The organism is Pseudomonas sp. Colony2 (assembly GCF_019382755.1).
GTDB lineage: Bacteria > Pseudomonadota > Gammaproteobacteria > Pseudomonadales > Pseudomonadaceae > Aquipseudomonas.
The window spans coordinates 6668878-6675233 of sequence record NZ_CP080030.1 but is presented as its reverse complement, the minus strand read 5'-3'; the positions used below and the strand labels follow the sequence as shown (position 1 = coordinate 6675233).

General features: G+C 60.7%; 6 protein-coding genes. 3 read left to right on the top strand and 3 right to left on the bottom strand.

Translation table 11 applies throughout. From position 1 onward, the window contains the following. Positions 1 to 290: 290 nt before the first annotated feature. Both alr and JV201_RS27275 read right to left on the bottom strand, forming a co-directional pair. Complete coding sequence (gene alr / locus JV201_RS27280) at positions 291 to 1520, bottom strand: alanine racemase (protein ID WP_219406245.1); 1230 nt, start codon at positions 1518 to 1520, stop codon at positions 291 to 293. A gap of 141 nt (positions 1521 to 1661) precedes the next feature. Then, the gene (locus JV201_RS27275) at positions 1662 to 2327 is read right to left on the bottom strand and encodes a polysaccharide lyase family 7 protein (protein WP_003216876.1); all 666 of its coding nucleotides are present in this window, start codon (positions 2325 to 2327) and stop codon (positions 1662 to 1664) included. Between the two features lie 308 nt (positions 2328 to 2635). Here JV201_RS27275 and JV201_RS27270 point away from each other — a divergent pair, with 308 nt between their 5' ends. From JV201_RS27270 to JV201_RS27260, 3 genes are read left to right on the top strand one after another with little or no spacing between them, the layout of a single operon-like run. Next, positions 2636 to 4747, top strand: coding sequence for a bifunctional diguanylate cyclase/phosphodiesterase (locus JV201_RS27270; protein WP_219406244.1), 2112 nt, complete (start codon positions 2636 to 2638; stop codon positions 4745 to 4747). A gap of 43 nt (positions 4748 to 4790) precedes the next feature. Next, positions 4791 to 5291 carry a M48 family metallopeptidase gene (locus tag JV201_RS27265; RefSeq protein ID WP_003216881.1) on the top strand — a complete coding sequence of 167 codons (501 nt, stop codon included), beginning with the start codon at positions 4791 to 4793 and terminating at the stop codon, positions 5289 to 5291. A 19-nt stretch (positions 5292 to 5310) separates the two neighbouring features. Further along, entirely contained in the window at positions 5311 to 5607 is a 297-nt protein-coding gene (locus JV201_RS27260; protein WP_008434063.1) for a helix-turn-helix domain-containing protein, read from the top strand. 119 nt (positions 5608 to 5726) lie between these two features. Here the strand turns inward: JV201_RS27260 and JV201_RS27255 are convergent, their stop codons facing one another. Then, the gene (locus JV201_RS27255) at positions 5727 to 6179 is read right to left on the bottom strand and encodes a GNAT family N-acetyltransferase (RefSeq protein WP_219406243.1); all 453 of its coding nucleotides are present in this window, start codon (positions 6177 to 6179) and stop codon (positions 5727 to 5729) included. Positions 6180 to 6356: the final 177 nt, after the last annotated feature.

The window sequence follows — 6356 nt, the reverse complement described above, 5'->3', positions numbered from 1 at the left end:
TAGGGCTGCGAAACCCTATCGCCGTTCAATGCCGGCGACGGGGCGAACTATAAGCGGCGCTCCGGTTCACCGCAACGGCCCTGTAGGACACAGAACCCCTGTGGGAGCCGGGCTTGCCCGCGATGGCGGTGTGCCAGTCGAGGAATAAGTTGGCTGATACACCGCCATCGCGGGCAAGTCGAATCGTCGCACCGCCRGCTCCCACAGGGATAAGTGTTGTTTAAGTGATTGTGTTAATCACCGAATGATCCTTGGGTCCATAGGACAATGCCTACGAGATGTGAGGAGACTTAGTTCTCCACCAGCACCTTCGGATTCGAGTTACCCCACACCGTATACAGATCCGCCAGCAACGCACCGTTGATGTCTTCAACCTCCGCCTGGCTGGTCTCCACCGCGCCCTGCTTGCCGAACAACACCACCTCATCGCCGCTCTTCACGGTCGGCACGTCGGTGACATCGACCATCAGGGTGTTCATCGACACCTTGCCCACCACCGGCACCCGGTGCCCGTTGATCAGCACGATGCCTTTGTTGGTAAACGCCCGGCGATAGCCGTCGGAATAACCCACGGTGATGTTCGCCAGTTTCGAATCCCGCGCCAGGGTGTAGGTGCGGTCGTAGCCTACGGTGTTGCCTTTCGGGTAGCTGTTGACGGACGCCACGTGGGATTTGAACTGCATCACCCGCTTGTATTCGGTGAACGACGGTACGGTATCGCCAAACAGCAGGCCGCCCGGACGAACCATGTCCAGCCGCGACTCGGGCACTTCCAGGGTGGCGAAGGAGTTGGCGGCGTGCAGGGTGATTTTGCTGCGGTCGAGCTGGGCGACGTTGATCAGCCAGTTGGCTTGTTCGTTGAACGCCTTGAGGCCAGTGCGCACGTCGGCGGCGTCTTCAACGGCGAAGTGGGTCATGATCGCCGTCACCTGCAGGTTTGGCACCTTGGTAATGGCTACGGCGTCGCGGCGGCCCTGGGCGGTGGTCATTTCCACACCGTTGCGGCTCATGCGGCTGGAGTTCAGGCCCAGGTGCACGACCAGTGGGCGGCCGTGGTTTTCGGCGATCAGGCTGGCGCGCACGGCGAAGTCCAGATTGCCCACCAGCTCTTCGACGTTATACGGCAACGCAGCTTCCAGCTCGCTCAGGGCGGCGGTGCGTACGCGGATCAGTTGGCCCTTGAAGCCGCTTTCACGGACCACGCGGGCTTCTTCGTTGCTGGCGATGCCGACGCAGGGCACGCCCAGTTTGATCACCGAGGGCATCAGTAAACCGATGCCGTGACCGTAGGCATCCGCCTTGAGCACGGCGCAGATTTTCGACTTGTCAGCGAGGCTGGCTTGGAGGGTGCGGATATTGTTTTCGAAGGCGACCTTGTTGATTTCGACCCAGGCGTTGCTGTCCTGGATATTGACCTGGGCCACCCCGTCGGCCATCGAGAGGGGCGGGGCGGCAAAGGCCGGGTTTTGCAGCAGTGCCATGCCCATAGAGAGGGCTAGCAGGGTGCGGGAAAAGGGCATTGGGCAGTCTCCATGACTTTCTTGTAGGGGGTAGTGCGCGTGCGCGGCGCCATACTCGGATTGTCCTACAAGAAAGTCGAGACCCTGGGTCGCGGTTCTGTCCTAAAGCGTCGTGGGACCGGTCGCTGAAGCGAATCAGCTTCAGTCGTGGTCAATGTCCAGCTTGGCAAACGTCACGCGGGCGCCTTCCTTGCTGTTGCCGCTGTTGTCCTGCACGTAGGCACCGGCCTTGAAGTACAGCGGCTGTTTGCCCCACGCAGCGCCGATGCGTTCGTTCCATTGCCCATTGGCAGCGTCGACGCTCAACAATCCGGCCTTGTTCAGGTGGATGACATAGGTGAAGTCGCGGTCCAGCGGTACGTTCTCGGCGACGATGATCACCCGGCCTTCCGACTCGTCAGGGCGCATGCGCACCTTGGCGACGATGTTGCCGGTCTGGGTTTTTTCCTTGTATTGGTATTCGACCTTGATCAGTGGCTTCTGGCTTTCGTAGGCGTGGATTTGACCGATCACCACCTTGCCGGACGACGGCACCTTGTTGACCGCCAACGTGGCACGCAGGAAATTGTCGGCGTCGCTGTACAGCCAGTTACGCAGGCGGCCGTCGGCGTAGGTTTCCCGCAGTTCGCTGCGAGGGTAAACGGCGTTCTCGGTACGCGTGCCGGTTACCGGGGTCCAGAATTGCACGCTGCTGCCTTCGGCCTGGAAGTATTGGTCCTTGAACCCGCTGAGCAGCTTCGGCGTGTCGATGGTCGAGGGCGGGGAGCCGACGGGGATGCTCAGGTTCCAGGTGGACAGATCAATCATTGAATACGCCTTTAACGGGGAAAGAAGGCCTTGGCTCGGGAGCCGGCACTTTCTTTATAGGTGGCTCGAAATGGATTGTTAATGGCTTTGTGGCGGATTGTTGGCGCCAATGAAATGTCAAAAAGCCATATTTCCCGTAAATCGCGGGCTGTAGACACTGACCGTTAGTCGGTTGTCTGGGCTTTGGCGCAATGATGGCACCGTCGTGGCTTCTGCTTTATGGGATCCAGGGCTAGAGTGAGCCCTTATTGTTTATCCGGTTTTGTCGCAAAAATGACCGGAATGACTCCGACGAAAGAGAAGCAGCAATGGAATGCGCTCCAATCAAGCCTCGCGATGGTTGTTCAGTGCTTTTGGTGGTCGATGACTATCCCGAAAACCTGATCAGCATGCGTGCGTTATTGCAGCGTGAAGATTGGCATGTGGTGACGGCGGCCTCCGGGGTTGAAGCCTTGGGATTGCTGCTCGAACACGACGTCGACCTGGTGTTGCTGGATGTGATGATGCCCGGCATGGACGGGTTCGAGGTGGCCCGGCTGATGCGCGGCAGCCAGCGCACGCAACTGACCCCGATCATCTTTCTCAGCGCTCACGCCCAATCGCCAGCGGCGATGCTGGAAGGCTATGCCAGCGGCGCGATCGACTACCTGCTGAAACCCTTCGACCCGAATATCCTCAAGCCCAAGGTCCAGGCCCTGCTGGAGCACCAGCGCAACCGCCGTGCCTTGCAGCGCCTGAGTCACGATCTGGAATCGGCCCGGGCCTTCAATGCCTCGGTGCTCGACAATGCCGCCGAAGGCATCCTGGTGGTGGGCGAAGACGGCGTGATCAGCTACGCCAACCCGGCGATTTCGCGGCTGATCAATGCGCCGGTCGCCGAGATCCAGGGTGCCGAGTTCCTGGGCTTCCTACAGAAGCCCCATGTGCCTGGGTGGTCCGATTCTGCCTTGTATGAAGGCTACAAACGTGGCGAAACCTGGCGCCTGCACGACGCCATCTTGCGCACCGCACCCGGCCAGCAGTTGCCCGTGGCGATGTCGTGCGCCCCGCTGCCGGCCGAGCAGAAAGCCATGGTGGTCACGGTGCTGGACATGTCCGAGGTGCGCCATCTGCATCAGCAACTGGAGTTCCAGGCCGTCACCGACCCGCTGACGGGCCTGCTCAATCGGCGTGGGTTTCACCAGTCGGTGGAGAATGTGCTGTTGCGCAGCGAGCGTAACGAGCAGTCGCTGGTGCTGCTGTACCTGGACCTGGACGGGTTCAAGCGGGTCAACGATTCCCTCGGCCACGACGCCGGAGACCGCGTGCTGCGCTGGGTCTCGGAACAGTTGAAGGCGTGCCTGCGCTCCTACGACATTCTCGGGCGCATGGGCGGGGATGAATTCACCGCGCTGCTGGAGCTGGAATTTCCGGAGCAGGCGGCCAAGATTGCGGAAAAACTGATCGAACGGGTGTCGATCTGTCAGCAGGTCGACGGTCTGGATGTGATGCTGGGCGTCAGTATCGGCATCGCCACTTTCCCGGACTGCGGCTCGGACCTCAACGGCCTGCTGCGCGCGGCGGACGTCGCGATGTACGAGGCCAAGCGCGCCGGGCGTCAGCAATATCGCTACTACGACCAGGAAATGAACGGCCGGGCCCGCTCGCGCCTGATGCTCGAAGACAGCGTACGCAGCGCCATCGACAGCAAGGATTTCACCCTGGTGTACCAGCCGCAGGTGTCGTTGCACGACGGCCATCTGCGGGGCGTCGAAGCGCTGCTGCGCTGGCAGCACCCGAGTGTCGGCGATGTGCCGCCGGGGCTGTTTCTGCCGTTGCTCGAAGAGGCGCGGCTGATCAGCCAGTTGAGCACCTGGATCTACCAGCAGGTGGCCGCCCATCGGCAGGCATGGGCAGGGGTGTTCAGCGATGAGTTGGTCCTGAGCGTGAGCTTGAGCAGCAGCCAGTTCAATATGCCGAACCTGGCCAGCCAGCTGCAGCAGGTGCTGGAGCGACATGGGTTGCAAGGCCGGCAGCTTGAGGTGGAGATCAGTGAAGAAAGCCTGATGCACAATCTGGATGAGTCCACCAAGCAGCTCAAGCTGTTGCGCCGGGCCGGCGTGCGGATTGCCCTGGATGATTTCGGCGCGGGCAACTGCTCCCTGGCCCACCTGCGGGACCTGGAATTCGACACCCTCAAGCTCGACCCGAAGCTGATCGCCCGCCTGCCGGGTTCATCCCGGGACGCGGCGATGGCGCGCAGCATTATCGAATTGTGCCGGCATTTTGATCTGCTGGTGATTGCCGAAGGCGTCGAGACCCAGGAACAAGTTGAGTGGCTCAAGGCCAACGGCTGCCAGTTCATCCAGGGCCCGCAGGTGGCGCCGCCGTTGATCGCGGATGAAATTGCCGACTGGCGCCTGCGCGCAGCCGCCCGCTGAATTCGCTACACTGGCGCCCATTCAAATACCCGTTGTTGACCCCATGACCGCGCTGAAATACCTCCAGGCCTACCCTCCAGCATTGCAGGAGCAAGTGCGCCAGTTGATTGCCAAGGACCAACTCGGCGACTACCTGACCCAGCGCTACCCCGAACGTCATGGCGTGCAGAGCGACAAAGCGCTGTACAGCTACGCCCAGGCCCTGAAGCAGGAACACCTGCGCAACGCCCCGGCCATCGACAAGGTGTTGTTCGATAACCGCCTGGACCTGACCCACCGAGCCCTCGGCCTGCACACCACCATCTCTCGGGTGCAGGGTGGCAACCTCAAGTCGAAGAAAGAAATCCGTATCGCCTCGCTGTTCAAGGAAGCCGCGCCGGAATTTCTGCGCATGATCGTGGTACACGAACTGGCGCACTTCAAGGAATCGGACCACAACAAGGCGTTCTACAAACTCTGTGAATACATGTTGCCGGGCTACCATCAGGTGGAATTCGACCTGCGGGTGTACCTGACCTGGCGGGACCTGCAGGGCAAGCCCTGACCTTCAAAGGCGATCGAGCATGGATGTGAGCAAGACCAAAAGCAGCTTCTACCGGCGCCTGTATGTGGCGTACCTGATTGATAGCCAGCTGGCCAGCAGCGTCCCGGCACTGACCGAGGTGACGGGCATGCCCCGGCGTACTGCACAGGACACGATTGCGGCGTTGGCGGACCTGGATATCGTGTGTGAGTTTGAACAGGAAGACGGCGCCCGCAACCATGCCGGGCGCTATCGGATTCGTGATTGGGGCGCGATTGATCGGCGCTGGATCGAGGCGAACCTGGCGAGCATTAAACAGGTGTTGGGTTACCCCTGAAAGCTTGGGGTGACCGGGCATGAGGGCCTCTTCGCGAGCAAGCCCGCTCCCACATTCGACCGCATTCCAAAGGTGGAACTCGGTCAAATGTGGGAGCGGGCTTGCTCGCGAAGAGGCCCTCATGCCCGACGCATGCCTATATGTGGAATGTCATCCTCAAGGTATTCCTCACCCGCCGCCACAAACCCGTACCGCCCGTAATACCCCTGCAAATGCGCCTGGGCCGACAGATAGATCGGCACGTCGGGCCACTGTTTCTCTGCCTGCCTGAGGGCCTCATCCATCATCTGGTGGCCCAGCCCGGTACCCCGCGCGCTCGGCGCAACGATCACCCGGCCGATCACCACATCACCACCTTGTGATTCAGGATCCAGCAGGCGCAGGTAGGCCTGCAGTTGACCATCATCCCAGGCCATCAGGTGATGGGTGTCACCGTCCAGGTCCTGGCCGTCGATGTCCTGGTACACGCATTTCTGCTCGACCACGAAGACCTCCGAGCGCAGGCGCAAAATGGCGTACAGCTGCTCCTTGCCCAGGTCACTGTGGTGTTTGCAGACCCATTCGACTGTCATGGTGTTCTCTCGGCTGATTGTCTGGTCAGGATAGTAAGCGCGCGGGAGGCGAGTGTCTAAATTGCGGTTTTTTTGTGAGTGAGATCAATTTGCCATCATTCTCTGCGTGCGACGCTGCCGTCTTTGTGTAATCTGCAGTACAGGCTCATTGATGAGCTACTGTTAAATCCTCGGGTT